The organism is Frigoribacterium sp. VKM Ac-1396 (assembly GCF_015350895.1).
Lineage (GTDB): Bacteria > Actinomycetota > Actinomycetes > Actinomycetales > Microbacteriaceae > Frigoribacterium.
Window position 1 is genome coordinate 719,757 of record NZ_JADKSD010000001.1, and the last position, 13,325, is coordinate 733,081.

General features: G+C 72.3%; 15 protein-coding genes. 12 read left to right on the plus strand and 3 right to left on the minus strand.

Annotation, left to right across the window (positions count from 1 at the left end; translation table 11 throughout):
* The first annotated feature begins 52 nt into the window (after positions 1-52).
* From ITJ55_RS03370 to ITJ55_RS03385, 4 genes are read left to right on the plus strand one after another with little or no spacing between them, the layout of a single operon-like run.
* Positions 53-775 carry a PspA/IM30 family protein gene (locus ITJ55_RS03370; protein WP_194594071.1) on the plus strand — a complete coding sequence of 241 codons (723 nt, stop codon included), beginning with the start codon at positions 53-55 and terminating at the stop codon, positions 773-775.
* Positions 776-834: 59 nt separating this feature from the next.
* Entirely contained in the window at positions 835-1,911 is a 1,077-nt protein-coding gene (locus ITJ55_RS03375) for a DUF418 domain-containing protein (protein WP_194594072.1), read from the plus strand.
* Positions 1,912-1,924: 13 nt separating this feature from the next.
* Entirely contained in the window at positions 1,925-2,767 is an 843-nt protein-coding gene (locus ITJ55_RS03380; RefSeq protein WP_370543994.1) for an arginase family protein, read from the plus strand.
* Positions 2,764-3,570, plus strand: a complete 807-nt coding sequence (locus ITJ55_RS03385) for a crotonase/enoyl-CoA hydratase family protein (RefSeq protein WP_370543995.1) — start codon at positions 2,764-2,766, stop codon at positions 3,568-3,570. Before ITJ55_RS03380 ends, ITJ55_RS03385 begins: the two co-directional genes overlap by 4 nt.
* A 108-nt stretch (positions 3,571-3,678) precedes the next feature.
* On the opposite strand, the gene ITJ55_RS03390 is transcribed toward ITJ55_RS03385, so the two are convergent.
* Positions 3,679-3,849, minus strand: a complete 171-nt coding sequence (locus ITJ55_RS03390) for a CsbD family protein (protein WP_056257081.1) — start codon at positions 3,847-3,849, stop codon at positions 3,679-3,681.
* A gap of 194 nt (positions 3,850-4,043) precedes the next feature.
* On the opposite strand from ITJ55_RS03390, the gene ITJ55_RS03395 reads away from it, so the two are divergent.
* From ITJ55_RS03395 to ITJ55_RS03405, 3 genes are read left to right on the plus strand one after another with little or no spacing between them, the layout of a single operon-like run.
* Complete coding sequence (locus tag ITJ55_RS03395; RefSeq protein ID WP_194594073.1) at positions 4,044-5,444, plus strand: NAD(P)/FAD-dependent oxidoreductase; 1,401 nt, start codon at positions 4,044-4,046, stop codon at positions 5,442-5,444.
* Positions 5,441-5,797, plus strand: coding sequence for a Fe-S oxidoreductase (locus tag ITJ55_RS03400; protein ID WP_194594074.1), 357 nt, complete (start codon positions 5,441-5,443; stop codon positions 5,795-5,797). The genes ITJ55_RS03395 and ITJ55_RS03400 overlap by 4 nt, the downstream gene beginning before the upstream one ends.
* A complete protein-coding gene (locus ITJ55_RS03405) occupies positions 5,794-6,615 on the plus strand; it encodes an SDR family NAD(P)-dependent oxidoreductase (protein ID WP_194594075.1) in 822 nt (273 codons plus the stop codon). The genes ITJ55_RS03400 and ITJ55_RS03405 overlap by 4 nt, the downstream gene beginning before the upstream one ends.
* A gap of 74 nt (positions 6,616-6,689) precedes the next feature.
* On the opposite strand, the gene ITJ55_RS03410 is transcribed toward ITJ55_RS03405, so the two are convergent.
* Complete coding sequence (locus tag ITJ55_RS03410; protein WP_194594076.1) at positions 6,690-7,628, minus strand: siderophore-interacting protein; 939 nt, start codon at positions 7,626-7,628, stop codon at positions 6,690-6,692.
* Positions 7,629-7,642: 14 nt separating this feature from the next.
* A complete protein-coding gene (locus ITJ55_RS03415) occupies positions 7,643-8,071 on the minus strand; it encodes an SIP domain-containing protein (protein ID WP_194594077.1) in 429 nt (142 codons plus the stop codon).
* A gap of 284 nt (positions 8,072-8,355) precedes the next feature.
* Between ITJ55_RS03415 and ITJ55_RS03420 the strand changes: the two genes are divergently transcribed.
* The 5 genes from ITJ55_RS03420 to ITJ55_RS03440 are packed head-to-tail and all read left to right on the plus strand — an operon-like array spanning position 8,356 to position 13,325.
* Positions 8,356-9,855, plus strand: coding sequence for an ABC transporter substrate-binding protein (locus ITJ55_RS03420; protein ID WP_194594078.1), 1,500 nt, complete (start codon positions 8,356-8,358; stop codon positions 9,853-9,855).
* The gene (locus tag ITJ55_RS03425) at positions 9,852-10,805 is read left to right on the plus strand and encodes an ABC transporter permease (protein ID WP_194594079.1); all 954 of its coding nucleotides are present in this window, start codon (positions 9,852-9,854) and stop codon (positions 10,803-10,805) included. Before ITJ55_RS03420 ends, ITJ55_RS03425 begins: the two co-directional genes overlap by 4 nt.
* Complete coding sequence (locus ITJ55_RS03430; protein WP_194594080.1) at positions 10,802-11,746, plus strand: ABC transporter permease; 945 nt, start codon at positions 10,802-10,804, stop codon at positions 11,744-11,746. The genes ITJ55_RS03425 and ITJ55_RS03430 overlap by 4 nt, the downstream gene beginning before the upstream one ends.
* Complete coding sequence (locus tag ITJ55_RS03435; RefSeq protein WP_194594081.1) at positions 11,743-12,522, plus strand: ABC transporter ATP-binding protein; 780 nt, start codon at positions 11,743-11,745, stop codon at positions 12,520-12,522. Before ITJ55_RS03430 ends, ITJ55_RS03435 begins: the two co-directional genes overlap by 4 nt.
* Entirely contained in the window at positions 12,519-13,325 is an 807-nt protein-coding gene (locus tag ITJ55_RS03440; RefSeq protein WP_370543997.1) for an ABC transporter ATP-binding protein, read from the plus strand. Before ITJ55_RS03435 ends, ITJ55_RS03440 begins: the two co-directional genes overlap by 4 nt.

Sequence of the window (13,325 nt, forward strand, 5' to 3'; positions counted from 1 at the left end):
CCGCGACACGACGAGCACCATCCATCGGCACCATCTCTCGAAAGGACGCACCATGGCAAAGCAGTCGATCTTCGGACGCATCGCGCAGCTCACCCGCGCGAACATCAACAGCCTGCTCGACCAGGCGGAGGACCCCAGCAAGATGCTGGACCAGATGGTCCGCGACTACACCAACAGCATCGCCGAGGCCGAGGAGGCCGTCGCGACCACCATCGGCAACCTGCGACTGCTCGAGCAGGACCACGCAGAAGACGTGGCCGCCGCCGCCGATTGGGAGCGCAAGGCCCTCGCCGCCAGCAACAAGGCCGACGAACTGCGCTCCTCGGGCAACGCCGTCGACGCGGACAAGTTCGACGCCCTCGCCCGGGTGGCCCTCGGCAAGCAGTTGACCAGCGAGAAAGAGGCCACGACCGCCGAACCCCAGATCGCCTCGCAGACCGAGGTCGTCGAGAAGCTGAAGACCGGGCTCTCGGGCATGCGGTCCAAGCTCGACCAGCTCGCCGCCAAGCGTGACGAACTGAACGCCCGGTCGAAGACCGTCGAGGCGCAGACCAAGGTCGCGGACGCCGTCCAGAGCATCGACATCCTCGACCCCACCAGCGAGATCAGCCGCTTCGAGGACAAGGTCCGTCGCGAGGAGGCCAAGATGCTCGGCCGACAAGAACTGGCCGCGTCGAGCCTCGACGCGCAGTTCGAGAGCCTCGACGACCTCGGCGAGCAGACCGAGGTCGACGCCCGCCTCGCCGCCCTCAAGCTCGGCGCGCTCGACAAGTGAGCCAGCCGCCGCCCCGCTCGCCCGCCCCGGTGGTGCCACCGCCGACGCGGGCGAGCCGGGTGGCGCCCCGCCTGATGGGCGTCGACGTCGCCCGAGGGCTGGCGGTCATCGGCATGTTCGCCGCGCACCTGTGGCCCCGCGAGCTGCTCGACGAGAGGATCTTCGACGGGCGGTCGGCCATCCTGTTCGCCACCCTCGCCGGGGTCTCGCTCGGACTGGTGTCGGGTGGCTCCCGACCGACGCCCTCCGGCCGGCGGGGCAGGGTCGTCGGAGGCATCGCCATCCGGGCCGCCCTGCTGATCGTGCTGGGCCTCGCCCTGCAGGCCTGGAACCCCTACCTGCTCGTCATCCTGCCGTACTACGGCGTGATGTTCGTCCTGGCCCTGGCACTGCTCTTCGCACCCCGGGCGGTGCTGCTCGGCGTGGCCGCCCTGCTCGCCGTCGTGGCCCCGTGGCTGGCCTCGGCCGTCCCCGTCGACGCCTACGGCGACACCGCGCTGTCCGGAGCGGGCGGCCTCGCGACCCAGGCCCTGCTCGTCGGCGCCTACCCCGCCCTCGTCTGGACGCCCTTCGTGCTCGTCGGCCTCGCCGCGGCGCGTTCCGACCTGACCCGCACCCGCACCCAGGTCACGTTGCTCGTCGCCGGGACGGTGGCCGCGACCGTGGGGTACTCGGCGCGCTTCGTGCCCGGCGCCTCCTCGATCTCGTGGTTCGACCCCGCCGACCACGAGGGCATGCCGGCCGAGATCGTCGGCTCGGGCGGCGTCGCCGCCGCCGTGCTGGGGCTGCTGTTGCTCGTCACGGCGTCCCGTCGCGCGACGTCGACGGACCGCGAGCCCACAGGAGGCGCGGCCGGGGTCGTCCGCACCGTGTTGCGACCGCTCGCCGCCACGGGTGCACAACCCCTCACGGTCTACACGGCACACGTGCTGATCACCTCGCCGCTCTTCACGGTGTACCGGCTGTCGGACCCCGACGCCGCGTACGGGCTGCCCCTCGGCCACCTGATCGCCGCCGTCGTCGTCACGCTCGCCTACGCGACGCTCTGGCAACGGTTCGTCGGCCGCGGGCCCCTTGAGCGGGCGGTCGGCGCACTGAGTCGCCCCTGGGCCTGGAGCGCGGGCACCCGCCCGTGACAGACTGACGCCCGTGAGGTTCGTCGTGGTTCCACAGTGGCAGGGTTCACCGTCGTCGAGGGCCATGCGGCTCGCCGAGGGGGCGTACGCGATCCTCGGCGACCTGCCGTCGACCGCGACGACCATGGTCGAGGTGCCGGTCGGGGCGGGCGACTCGCTCGGCACCCGCGTGCACCGGCTCTCGTCGGTGCTGACCATCGCCGAGTCCGTCGGTCGAGAGCTGCGCACCGACGACTCCCCCGCGATCGTCGTCGGGGGCGACTGCGGCGTCGAGTTCGCAGCCGTCCGCCACGCGGTCACCCCCCGTACCGCCGTCGTCTGGTTCGACGCGCACCCCGACCTGCACAGCCCGCGCAGCAGCGAGAGCGGGGCGTTCAGCGGCATGGTGCTCCGGGCTCTCATCGGCGACGCCACCGAAGACCTGCCGACCATCGGGCCGGGCCCGACGCCCGAGCCGCTCGACCCGGCACGGGTGGTTCTCGCGGGAGCCCGCAGCTACGACGACTCCGAAGACCGCTACATCGAGAGCCGACACGTCCGCACGGTGTCGTCCCTCGACTTCGACCCCGCCGAGGTGATCACGGCCGTCGAGGACTCGGGGGCGACCGAGGTCTACCTGCACGTCGACCTCGACGTCCTGGACCCAGGCGTGATCGAAGGGCTGCTCGACCCGCAGCCGTTCGGCCTCGACGCCGGCGTGCTGATCGAGACCATCACGACGCTCAAGCAGCGCTTCACCCTCGTCGGCGCCGGCCTCTGCTCGTTCGCCCCCGTCGACGCCGCCGCCGCCTCGGACGACATGGGCACCATCCTGCGCATCCTCGGGGCGCTCGCGCGAGAGACGCCCGCGCCGTGACCGCCGTGCCCCCCGGCACGGACCGTCCCCGCGTCACCGTCGGACGCGACGGCCACGTCCTGCTGATCGGACTCGACCGTCCCGAGAAGCGCAACGCGGCCGACCTGCGGATGCTCCGCGAGCTGGCCCTGGCCTACGGCGAGCTCGACCGCGACCCCGAGTTGCGCGTGGGCCTGCTATTCGCACATGGTGACCACTTCACGGCCGGCCTCGACCTCGGCGACGTCGTGCCCGCAGTGACCGACGCGGGCCTCGACGTCGTGCCCGAGGGCGGTCTCGACCCGTGGCAGGTCCACGGGCGCCACGTCTCGAAGCCCGTGGTCATGGCGGTGCAGGGCACGTGCCTGACCCTGGGCGTCGAACTGGCGCTGGCGAGCGACGTCGTCGTCGCCGACCGGAGCGCCCGCTTCGGCCAGATCGAGGTCAGTCGCGCCATCCTGCCCTTCGGCGGGGCGACGATCCGGCTGCCACGACGGGTCGGCTGGGGCGACGCCATGCGCTACCTGCTGACCGGTGACCCGTTCGACGCCGAGGAGGCGCGGCGCATCGGACTCGTGCAAGACCTGGTCGACGTCGGGTCGGCCCACGAGCACGCCCTCGGGCTCGCCCGGAAGATCGCCGCCCAGGCACCCCTGGCCGTCCAGGCGACCCTCGCCAACGCCCGTCTGGCCGTCCGCGACGGCGACGCCGCGGCCGAGGCGGCACTGCAGCCCGAACTCGTGCGGCTGCTCGCGACCGACGACGCCCGGATCGGGTTCGAGGCCTTCGCGTCGCGGACCGCCGCCGAGTTCACGGGACGCTGACCGCGCCTCCTCGTGGGGACGCGAGGAGGCGAGACACGAACGAGCGGAGACACGAAAGAGCCCGCCCACCCCGAGGGGTGGACGGGCTCGAGAACGAGGCGGGTCGGCTTACTTGAAGACGTCCTTGACGTCTTCGCCGGCCTTCTTGGCGGAGGCACCGGCCTGGTCCTTCTGACCTTCGGCCTTCAGCTGGTCGTCGCCCTTGCGGTCGCCAACAGCTTCTTTCGCCTTGCCGGCGATGTCCTGAGCGGCGTTCTTGATCTTGTCGTCGAGTCCCATGTGTGCCTCCTCGTAGATTGACGCGCCCCACCGCATGGTTCGCGGTGCTGCGCTGTTGCAGGGCACGTTATCAACGAGCGTCTTGTCGCGCTCACGGCGTTCAGGAAAGACCCAGTCACGCCTCACTGAACGGCCATGTCCCCCGCGCGGACGTGCCTGAGAACGTGGGCCCCGGGGCGACTAGCGTCAGGGCCATGACGACTTATGACCTCATCGTGATCGGAGCCGGCGCAGTCGGCGAGAACGTGGCCGACTACGCCACCCGCAACGGCCTCAAGGTGGGCCTCGTCGAAGCGGAGCTCGTCGGCGGCGAGTGCTCGTACTGGGCCTGCATGCCGTCGAAGGCCCTGCTGCGCTCGAATGCCGTCGTCCGGGCGGCCAAGTCGCTCGACGGGGCCAAGCAGGCCGTGACGGGCGACGTCGACGTCGCCGCCGTGCTGCGTCGCCGCGACTCGTTCACCAGCAACTGGGACGACTCGGGCCAGGCCGACTGGGTCGAGGGCGCCGGCATCGACCTCATCCGCGGGCACGCGACCATCACGGGCGTGAAAGAGGTGACGGTGAACGGCGAGGTGCACCAGGCCAAGTACGCCGTCGCCGCCGTGACCGGGTCGACGGCACTGCTGCCCGACATCCCCGGCCTCGCCGAGTCGAAGCCGTGGACCAGCCGCGAGGCCACCAGCGTCAAGACGATGCCGCAGAGCGTCGTCATCGTCGGCGGCGGCGTCGTCGCGGCCGAGATGGCCACCGCTTACCAGCAGCTCGGCTCGACCGTCACCCTGATCGCCCGCAGCGGCCTGCTCGGCGGGCAGGAGCCCTTCGCCGGCGAGCTCGTCGCCGACTCGCTGCGCGGACTCGGCGTCGACGTCCGCCTCGGCGTCTCGCCCTCGAACGTGCTGCGCACCGAGCACGACACCGTCGAGGTCACCCTCGACGACGACTCGACGGTGATCGCCGACGAGATCATCGTCGCGACCGGCCGCGTGCCCCGCACGACCGACCTCGGGCTCGAGAACGTCGGGCTCACCCCGGGCGAATGGCTCGACGTCGACGACACCATGCTCGTCACGGGCACGGACTGGCTCTACGGCGTCGGCGACGTCAACCACCGTGCGCTGCTGACCCACCAGGGCAAGTACCAGGCCCGCGCCGCCGGCGAGGTCATCGCCGCGCGTGCATTCGGCAGGCCCGTCCAGGCCGAGCCGTGGGGCGCGCACGTCGCGACCGCCGACGACGCCGCCGTGCCGCAGGTCACCTTCACCGACCCCGAGGTGGCGAGCGTGGGCCTCACCGCCGACGCCGCGGGCAAGCGTGGCATCGACGTGAAGGTCGTCGACTACGACCTCGCGGCCGTCGCCGGCTCGGCGATCCACTCGGACGAGTACAAGGGTCAGGCCCGCCTGGTCGTCGACGAGTCCCGCAAGGTGATCGTCGGCGCCACCTTCGTCGGCCCCGACGTGAGCGACCTGCTGCACGCCGCGACGATCGCGGTCGTCGGCGAGGTGCCGATCGACCGGCTGTGGCACGCCGTCCCCTCGTACCCCACGGTCAGCGAAGTCTGGCTGCGCCTGCTGGACGCGTACGGCCGTCCGTGATCAACCCGCTGGTCGACTCGCCGATCTCGCGGCTCGGCTGCTCCTGGGCGACGGTCGTCGGCCTCGCGGTCGGCGTGCCGCTCAGCGTCGGTCGCGTCCGCGTGGTCGGCGACCTGATCGTCTGCCGGGGGCTGCCCCGATGGGCGTTCAAGCGAGGCGGCACGTGCGTCGGTCGGGTCTACCTCACCCGTGACAACGACGGCTCCGGCGTGCTCGAGCACGAGGCCGTGCACGTCCGTCAGTGGCAGAAGTACGGCATGCTGATGCCCGTACTGTACTTCTTGGCCGGCAGCGACCCGCTGTCGAACAGGTTCGAGATCGAGGCCGGCCTCGAGAAGGGCGGATATCGATGACCCGCACCGTGATCATCACCGGGGCGAGCAGCGGCATCGGCCGCGAGGCCGCCCGCGAGCTCGCGAAGGGCGGCGCCGACGTCGCCGTCGTCGGGCGGAACCCCGAGCGCACGCAGGCCGTGGCCGACGAGGTGGGCGGCACGGCCTTCCTGGCCGACTACGACCGGCTGGACGACGTCCGGTCGCTCGCCGACCGGTTGCTCGACCGCTACCCGCGGATCGACGCCCTGGCGAACAACGCCGGCGGCCTCGTCAGCGAGCGCGGCGTGACGGCGGACGGCTTCGAGCGCACCCTGCAGTCGAACCACCTGGCTCCTTTCTTGCTGACCCGGCTGCTGTTGCCCCGTCTGGTCGAGAGCGGCGGTCGCGTGGTCTCGACGGCGAGCACCGCCAACCTGCTGGGGCACGTGCGGCTCGACGACCTCAACTGGTCGAAGCGACGCTGGGCGGGCGGGTGGCGCCAGTACGGCACGACGAAGATCGAGACCGTGCTGTTCATCCGCGAACTGGCGAAGCGCACCGGGCTCGAGGCGTTCTCGTTCCACCCGGGCATCGTCGTCACCGGCTTCGGCTCGGACTCCCGGGCGATGCGCGTCGCGAACGTGCTCACCAACGGCAACTACGGCATCTCGGCCTCGGCCGGTGCGGTACCGCTGATCCAGCTCGCGGGCCCGACCACCATCGCGGTCGAGAGCGGCACCTACTTCGACCAGCTGAAGCCGCACGGTCGGCTGCACCGGCAGGCCACCGACCCGCTGCTCGCCGAGGCCCTCTGGGACCGCACCTCCGAGCTCGTGGGCCTGCCCGCCGAGGTCTGAGGCGCGACCGCACGACCGGACGAAGGAGGCGCGACCGACGTGGTCGCGCCTCCTTCGTCGTCGACGCCCCGGCGTCAGGACTCGGACTTGCCGATCCGCCAGTACCCCATGAAGGCGACCTGGCGACGGTCGATGCCGACCTCGCTGACCAAGAAGCGCCTCAGGGTCTTGATCGCCCCGGCCTCGCCCGCGAACCAGGCGTAGAGGTCGGAGCTGACGGCCGCGCCGTGCGGGTCGTCGCCGTGCGGGACGTCCCACAGGAGGTCGTGGTCGACGTCGACCTCGCTCACCTCGACGCCGTGGTGCCAGGCGGTGACGAAGCGCGCCGTCCAGCGACGGACCGCGACGACGAGGGCCTCGCCGTGACCCGAGGACGCCTCGCGGCGCGGCAGCCAGTGGACGTCGACCCCGGGAGGCGCGACCAGGTCGAGCTCGTCGGCTGCGGTCGGGATCTCGATGAAGACGCAGCCCCGGGCGTCGGCCGGCAGCGACTCGACGATCGAGCAGATGGCCGGCGCGGCGGTCTCGTCGCCCGCCAGCAAAAGGGTGCGCGCGTCGCCCGGCGACCACTCGACGCCGCTGCCCGTGACGCCGCTCGTGGCGTCGGGGCCGACGAGTATCAGCTCGTCGCCGACCCGGGCGCGTCCGGCCCAGGCCGAGGCGGGGCCGGTGTCGCCGTGACAGACGAAGTCGACGTCGACCTCACGCATCGCCGGACGCGCGGCCCGGGCGGTGTAGGTGCGGAAGGCGTTCTGCTGCTCGGCCGGCAGGGCACGCCATGAGGCGTACCAGTCGTCGGTCGGGAAGGTGTCGTACCCGGTGGCCTCGAGGGGCAGGACGACCTTGATGCGCTGGTCGAGCCCGTCGACGCCGAAGTCGCCGAGGTCGTCACCCGTGAAGGTGATGCGGACGAACGACGGGGCCAGGCGACGGACGGCCGCGACGCGCACGCGGTAGGGACGATGGGCCGGCTTCGCCGAGCGCTCGACGATCGTGGCGGTCGCGCTGGTCATCAGGTGGTCGCCGGTCAGACGGCGGCGGGGGCGCCGACGTGGAAGGCCTCGTGCAGGTCGTGCCGCAGGTCGTAGGCGAAGGCGGGAGGGCCGCCGATCCAGACCACGTGCTCACCGGTGGCCACCGAGTCCGGCTCGACGTACATCTCGCCGAGCCAGGCCCGAACGGCGCGGTCGAGCGCCTGGCCGGGGGCGCACGCCGTGCCGGTGCCGGGCACGCCCGAGCGGCGGTCACGGGCGAGCCAGGTGACCGTGACCCGACCGGGCGAGGCGAGCGGCTCGACGTCGTCGGCGCTGTCGACCTCGACGAACACCTGGCCCCGGGCGCAGATCGGCAGGACCGAGAGCATCTCTCGCAGCACGGGGATCGACGAGGCGTCTGCGGCGAAGAGGACGCGGAGGGCGTCGTGCGGCAGGGGCGGGTTCTGGTCTACGAGGAGCATGTCCCCTTCAATATAGGTAAGGCTTGCCTCATCCGCCACACGGGTCTCTCGATTGACAGCGACCTCGCTGCCGTGATGGTAAGTTCTGACGGGTCCGGCGTCCGTCAGCGACGCCCGGAACGAGGGGCCGTGCCGTGTCCGACAGCAACACGGTGGCGGATCGCGTGGACCGGTTCAGCAGCGACCGGTGCTCCCCCGCCGAACGACCGAGGGGCTCTCCCGCGCCTCCGGTCCCCCGTCGCCGTGGACGAACCGCCACGGCCGTCCCCGGAAGGCCCCACCAGGTGCGCACCCTCCCCCTCTCCGCCGCCGTCGCCGCGCTGTTGCTTCTCGCGACAGGCTGCTCGTCCGCCTCGTCCCCCGACGGGTCGGGCACCCCCGACGCTGACGCCACCGTCACGGTCGGACTCGTGCTCGAGCCGAGCGACCTCGACATCCGCAGCACGGCGGGCATCGCGCTCGACCAGGTGCTGATCGACAACGTGTACCAGGGCCTCGTCGGCCGCACGCAGGACAACGAGATCCGAGACGTGCTGGCCGAGAGCCACACGATCAGCGACGACGGCCTCACCTACACGTTCACGTTGCACGACGGCGTGACCTTCCACGACGGGGCCGCCCTGACGGCCGACGACGTCGTGTGGTCGTTGTCGCAGGTGAAGGACGACGCCTCCCTCGCGAACCACGCCGACCTCGCCGCCGTCTCGACGATCACGGCCCCCTCGGCCGACACGGTCGTGCTGACGCTCTCGCGGCCCGACTCGTCTCTGCTGTTCGACCTGACGGGGAGGGCCGGTCTCGTGCTGCAGCAGTCGGCGACGAACGACCTCTCGACCACGGCCAACGGCACCGGCCCGTTCGAGCTGACCAGCTGGCGCCAGGGCGACAACCTGCAGCTCGGTCGCTTCGCCGACTACTGGGGCAGCCCGGCGAAGGTCGCCGGCGTGACCTTCCGGTACGTGACCGACCCGTCCGCCGCGATCAACGCCTCGATCTCGGGCGACGTCGACGTGCAGACCGCGGTCGACGCGACCCTGTCGAGCCAGCTCGACGGCGTCGACGGCATCACGGTCGAGAAGGGCAAGACGACCGACAAGTACACCCTCGCCTTCAACAACGCCGTCGCACCGTTCACCGCCGCGAAGGTCCGCAAGGCCCTGCGGCTCGCGATCGACAACGACTCGCTGATCGCCGCCGTCGGCGGGTCCGCCGTCGACCAGGGCGGCCCGATCCCCGAGCTCGACCCCGGCTACCAAGACCTCACGAGCGTCGACGCCTACGACCCCGACGAGGCGAAGGCCCTGCTTGCCGAGGCCGGCCACGACGGCGACCTGTCGCTGACCCTCGAGTACCCCAACGTCTACCCGACCGCGATCGGTGACGTGCTGACGACGCAGCTCAAGGCCGTCGGCGTCACGTTGTCGGTGCAGCAGGTCGACTTCAGCACCTGGCTCGACGACGTGTACTCGAACGGGGACTTCGAGCTCAGCATGGTGAACCACGCCGAGACCCACGACTTCTCGAACTGGGCGAACCCGGACTACTACTGGAATTACGACAGTGCTCCCGTGCAGCAGCTCTACGCCGAGTCGATCGCCGCGACCGACCCCACGGTGGCCGACGAGAAGCTCGCCGAGGCCGCGAAGATCGTGTCGGAGGACGCTCCCGCCGAGTGGCTCTACACGGCGACGACGCTGACGGCGATCCACGACGGCGTCACCGGGTTCCCGACGAGTTCGACCACGACGCGCCTCGACCTGGCTGACCTGGCCAAGGCGGAGTGACCCGCTTCGTCGCGGGCCGCCTGCTCCTCTTCGTCGGGGGGCTGGCCGTCGCGAGCGTGCTCATCTTCGCGACGCTGCGGTTGCTGCCGGGCGACGTCGCCCAGGCGATCGCCGGCACGACCGGGTCGCCCGAGCAGGTCGCGGCCCTGCGTCAGCAGCTCGGCCTCGACCGACCGGTGGTCGTGCAGTACCTCGACTGGGCGGGGGGCCTCCTGCGCCTCGACCTCGGCGAGTCGCTCGTGACCGGCACCCCCGTCGTCGACGAGGTGCTCGACAAGCTCGCCGTCACCCTGCCGCTCGCCGGGCTCTCGCTCGTCTTCGGGTTGCTGATCGGCATCCCGCTCGGGGTGACCAGCGCACTCCGCCGGGGCCGCGCCTCCGGGGTGGTGCTCGGCACGGGGGCCCAGCTGCTCGCGGCCGTCCCCGTCGTGTGGGCGGGCATGCTGCTGATCGGCGTCTTCGCCGTGACGCTGCGGCTGCTGCCCACGCAGGGCTTCCCGGCCGACGGCTGGGCCGACCCCGGGCGGGCCCTGCGCTCGCTCGTCCTGCCGGCGCTGACCATCGGCATCGTCGAGGGGGCCGTGCTGCTGCGCTTCACGCGCTCGGCCGCGCTCGGCGCCCTCGACCAGGACTACGTGCGGACCGCCGCCGCCAACGGCATGACCCGCTCGCGCGCCCTCGTGCGGCACGGACTGCCGAACGTCGTGCTCAGCGTGGTGTCGATCCTCGGCCTGCAGGTCGCGGGCCTGATCGTCTCGGCCGTCATCGTCGAACAGCTCTTCACCCTGCCGGGCCTCGGCCGCATGCTCGTCACCGACGTCGGCCGCCGCGACCTGACGAAGGTGCAGGGTGAGCTGATGACGCTGACCACCCTCGTGCTGGCCATCGGCCTGGTGATCGACGTGGTGCACCGCCGGCTCGACCCGCGCCTCCGGGAGGGCGAGCGATGAGGCGCGGCGCGTTCGTCCGCGACCTGCTGCGGCGACCGCAGGGCGCCTTCGGCCTCGGGTGGCTCACCCTGGTGGTCGCGTCGGCCGTGGTCAGCCGGTTCTGGACGCCACTCGACCCGTTCGACACCGACCCCTACTCGGCCTGGCTGACGCCGTCGCCCGGGCACCCGTTCGGCACCGACTCGGTGGGACGCGACATCTTCAGCTACGTGTTCGCCGCCACCGGCACGACCGTCGTCGTCGCCGTCGCCTCGGGGGTCGTCGCGACGGTCGTCGGCGTCGGCCTCGCCGCCCTCGGCTCGTTGACGGCGCGCTGGGTGCGGGAGTCCGTCGCCGTGCTGATCGACGTACTCGTGGCGTTCCCGACCCTGTTGATCGCCATGGCCCTCGCCGCCGCGTTCGGCGGGTCGCTCACGGTCGTCGTCGTCGCGGTCGGCATCGGCTACGGGGTGTCGATCGCCCGGGTCAGCCGGTCCGAGATCCGGCAGGTGGCGCGGACCGACTACGTCCTCGCGGCCCGGGCGAACGGCCTCGGCACCGGGGCCGTTCTGCGGCGGCACCTGCTGCCGAACGTCGCCCCGGTGTTCGTCGTCCAGCTGTCGCTGTCGATGGCGACGAGCGTGCTCGCCGAGGCGGGTCTGTCGTTCCTCGGCTACGGCGCCCCGGCCGACACCGCCTCGTGGGGCCGTCTGCTCAGCGACCTGCAGAAGTTCATCGGCATCCACCCGGGCTCGGTGGTCTGGCCGGGTCTCGCCATCACCCTGACCGTGCTCGCCCTCAACCTGCTCGGCGACGCGGTGCGCGACGCGTCCGACCCCCGGCTGCGGTCGGGCCGGGGAGGGCGCGCCACCGAGACGGGACCGGGCGGGCCGTCCGGCCCGACCGACCCGACGCCACCTGCCGCCCACCCGCGGCCCGTCACCCCGGAGGTCGTCTCGTGAGCCTCGTGATCGACGACCTCACCGTCACCATCGGCGGCCGCCGCGTCGTCGACGGCGTCTCGCTCGACGTGCCCGACGGGGCCAGGGTCGGGCTGATCGGCGAGTCGGGTTCGGGCAAGTCGCTCACCACCCTGGCCGTGCTCGGCCTGCTGCCCGACGGCGCACGGGCGAGCGGCAGCATCCGACTCGACGGACGCGAACTGCTCGGCGCGCCCGAGCGCGAGCTCGCCGACCTCCGCGGCCGCGTCGTCGGCACGGTCTTCCAGGACCCCGGCACGGCCCTCGACCCGGTCGTCACCGTCGGTCGGCAGATCGCCGAACCCCTGCGGCTGCACGCCCGGGTCGGTCGACGTGACGCCCGCGCCCGGGCCGTGGCCGCCGCCGCCGAGGTCGGCCTGCCCGACCCCGAGTCCGTCGTCGACCTCTATCCGCACCAGCTCTCGGGCGGCCAGCGCCAACGCGTCGGCATCGCCATGGCCCTGATCAACCGCCCGGGGCTCGTGCTCGCCGACGAGCCCACGACCGCCCTCGACGTCACGACCCAGGCCGAGGTGCTCGCACTCTTCCAGCGCCTGGTCGACGAACGGGGCACGTCGCTGCTGTTCGTCACCCACGACCTCGCCGTGCTCTCGCGCATCACCGACCACGCCGCCGTCCTCTCGCACGGTCGCGTCGTCGAGAGCGGCCCGGTCGAGCAGCTGCTGCACCGCCCCGAGCACGAGGTCACCCGCGGGCTCGTCGAGGCGACGCGGGCGACGACCTGGAGGGCCTCGTGAGCGACCGGACCACCGACGCCGCGCCTCCTCTGCTCGTGGCCCGCCGCCTCACCCGCACCTTCACGCTGCCGCGGCGGTCGCCGTTCCAGCCGGGGCCCGTCCGGCACGCCCTGGTCGACGCCGACCTCGAGGTCGCGGCCGGCGAGAGCGTCGCGTTGATCGGCGAGTCGGGGTCGGGCAAGTCGACCCTCGTGCGCCTGCTGCTCGCCCTCGACCGGGCCACGTCCGGCACGGTGACCTTCGACGGGCGGCCGGTCGCACCCGACCGCGCGTCACGCCTGCGCTGGCTGCGTCGCCAGACCGGCATCGTGCTGCAGGACCCCTACAGCTCGCTCGACCCGCGCATGCGCGTCGGCGACACGATCGCCGAGCCGTTGCGCGCCCTCGGCGTCGAGGGCGACCACGCCCGCCTGGTGGCCGAGATGCTCGACCGGGTCGGCCTGGCCCCCGGCGACGCCGAGGCCTGGCCGCACGAGTTCAGCGGCGGGCAACGTCAGCGCATCGCCCTGGCCAGGGCCCTCGTGCACCGCCCCCGGCTGCTGATCGGCGACGAGCCGATGAGCGCCCTCGACGTCACCGTGCGCGCGCAGATCCTCGAGCTGCTGCGTGAGCTGCGCGACGAACGGGGTCTCGCGCTGCTGCTCGTGTCGCACGACATCGGTCTCGTGCAGCACCTCGCCGACCGGGTCGCCGTGCTACGTGACGGCCGCATCGTCGAGCAGGGCGCGACCGACGACGTGCTGCGACGGCCGCAGCACGCCTACACGCGCACGCTCGTGGACTCGGTGCCCACGCTCGACTGA